The sequence below is a fragment of the Myxococcus sp. AB025B genome, from assembly GCF_006518215.1.
GTDB lineage: Bacteria > Myxococcota > Myxococcia > Myxococcales > Myxococcaceae > Myxococcus > Myxococcus fulvus.
Genome location: NZ_SRLW01000591.1, coordinates 1 through 1,980 on the forward strand (window position 1 = coordinate 1; position 1,980 = coordinate 1,980).

Annotated in this window: 1 protein-coding gene and 1 pseudogene; one reads left to right on the forward strand and one right to left on the reverse strand. The window is 68.8% G+C overall.

Annotation, left to right across the window (positions count from 1 at the left end; genetic code table 11):
* Positions 1-1,670: hypothetical protein (locus tag FL311_RS42850; RefSeq protein WP_153882731.1), on the reverse strand; the 1,670-nt coding region annotated here is incomplete at its 3' end.
* A gap of 45 nt (positions 1,671-1,715) precedes the next feature.
* Here FL311_RS42850 and FL311_RS45830 point away from each other — a divergent pair.
* Positions 1,716-1,980 (forward strand): annotated as a pseudogene (locus tag FL311_RS45830) (hypothetical protein); the annotation flags it as partial.

Below are 1,980 nucleotides of genomic sequence, written 5' to 3' on the forward strand. Positions count from 1 at the left end.
GTCTCGCTGAAGAGGCCCGCATCCGTGCGGAGGAAGAGCGTCGGGCCGAAGAGGCCCGCCTCGCTGAAGAGGCGCGACTGGCTGAAGAGGCCCGTCTTGCTGAAGACGCTCGTCTCGCTGAAGAGGCTCGTCTCGCTGAAGAGGCCCGGCTTCGTGCGGAGGAGGCGCGACTGGCTGAAGAGGCCCGCCTCGCTGAAGAGGCCCGCCTCGCTGAAGAGGCTCGCCTCGCTGAAGAGGCTCGTCTCGCCGAAGAGGCCCGGCTTCGTGCGGAGGAAGAGCGTCGGGCCGAAGAGGCGCGACTGGCTGAAGAGGCTCGTCTCGCTGAAGAGGCCCGCATCCGTGCGGAGGAAGAGCGTCGGGCCGAAGAGGCCCGCCTCGCTGAAGAGGCGCGACTGGCTGAAGAGGCCCGTCTTGCTGAAGACGCTCGTCTCGCTGAAGAGGCCCGTCTCCGCGCAGATGAAGAGCGTCGGGCTGAAGAGGCGCGACTGGCTGAAGAGGCTCGTCTCGCTGAAGAGGCCCGTCTCGCTGAAGAGGCCCGTCTCGCTGAAGAAGCTCGTCTCGCCGAAGAGGCCCGGCTTCGTGCGGAGGAAGAGCGTCGGGCCGAAGAGGCGCGACTGGCCGAAGAGGCTCGTCTCGCCGAAGAGGCTCGTCTCGCTGAAGAGGCTCGTCTCGCTGAAGAGGCCCAGCTTCGTGCGGAGGAGGAGCGTCGGGCCGAAGAGGCGCGACTGGCTGAAGAGGCCCGCCTCGCTGAAGAGGCCCGCCTCGCTGAAGAGGCCCGCCTCGCTGAAGAGGCCCGCCTCGCTGAAGAGGCTCGTCTCGCTGAAGAAGCTCGTCTCGCCGAAGAGGCCCGGCTTCGTGCGGAGGAAGAGCGTCGGGCCGAAGAGGCGCGACTGGCCGAAGAGGCTCGTCTCGCCGAAGAGGCTCGTCTCGCTGCGGAGGAGGCGCGTCTCGCTGAAGAGGCGCGACTGGCTGAAGAGGCCCGCCTCGCTGAAGAGGCCCGGCTCCGCGCAGATGAAGAGCGTCGGGCTGAAGAGGCCCGCCTCGCTGAAGAGGCCCGCCTCGCTGAAGAGGCCCGTCTCGCTGAAGAGGCCCGGCTTCGTGCGGAGGAGGAGCGGCGGGCCGAAGAGGCCCGCCTTGTCGAAGAGGCCCGCCTCGCGGAAGAAACGCGATTGGCTGAAGAGGCTCGCCTGGCCGAAGAGGCTCGGTTGGCTGAAGAGGCCCGTCTCGCTGAAGAGGCGCGGCTTCGTGCGGAGGAAGCGCGTCAGCTTGAAGAGGCTCGCCTTCGTGAAGAGGAAGGACGTCGGGCTGAAGAGGCTCGTCTCGTTGAGGAAGCGCGAGTGGCAGAAGAGGCTCGCGCTGCAGAAGAGGCCCGGCAGGCAGAGGAAGCCCGCGTGGCCGAAGAGGAGCGTCTCACAGAGGAGGCCCGCGTAGCCGAAGAGGCTCGCCTTGCTGAAGAAGCTCGGCTTCGTGAAGAGGACGAGCGCCTCGCGGAGGAAGCCCGCCTCGCCGAAGAAGCCCGTCGCGCCGAAGAGCTCCGACTCGAGGTCGAGCGTCGCAGGGCCGACGCGGTCCGCCGCGCGAAAGAGGCACGTCAGGCCGAACAGGCCCGCCTCGCGGAAGAACAGCACCAGGCCGAACAGGCCCGCCTCGCGGAGACCCAGGCCCTCCAACTCCCAGCCCCCACGGCCTCCACCCAGGAGGACATCGGCGAGCTGATGCTCGACGTTGGCGACATCATCCCCGCCGACGATGTCGAGGAAGTCCCACCTCCCTCCTCATCCCGCGCCTCCAACGTCCCGCCGCTCGCGGCCTCCTCCCAATCCGGCCTCCCCCTCCATGGCGAGAGCCGCGAGGCCCTCCGCTCCGCCAGGGACCGCGCCCAGGCCGAACTCCTCCATGACATGGAGGAGGCCCTTCGCCGCTCGAAGTCCCAGCCCCTCGAGCCCTGGCTCGCGGAGGAGCCGGCGCGCTCCGTCATCC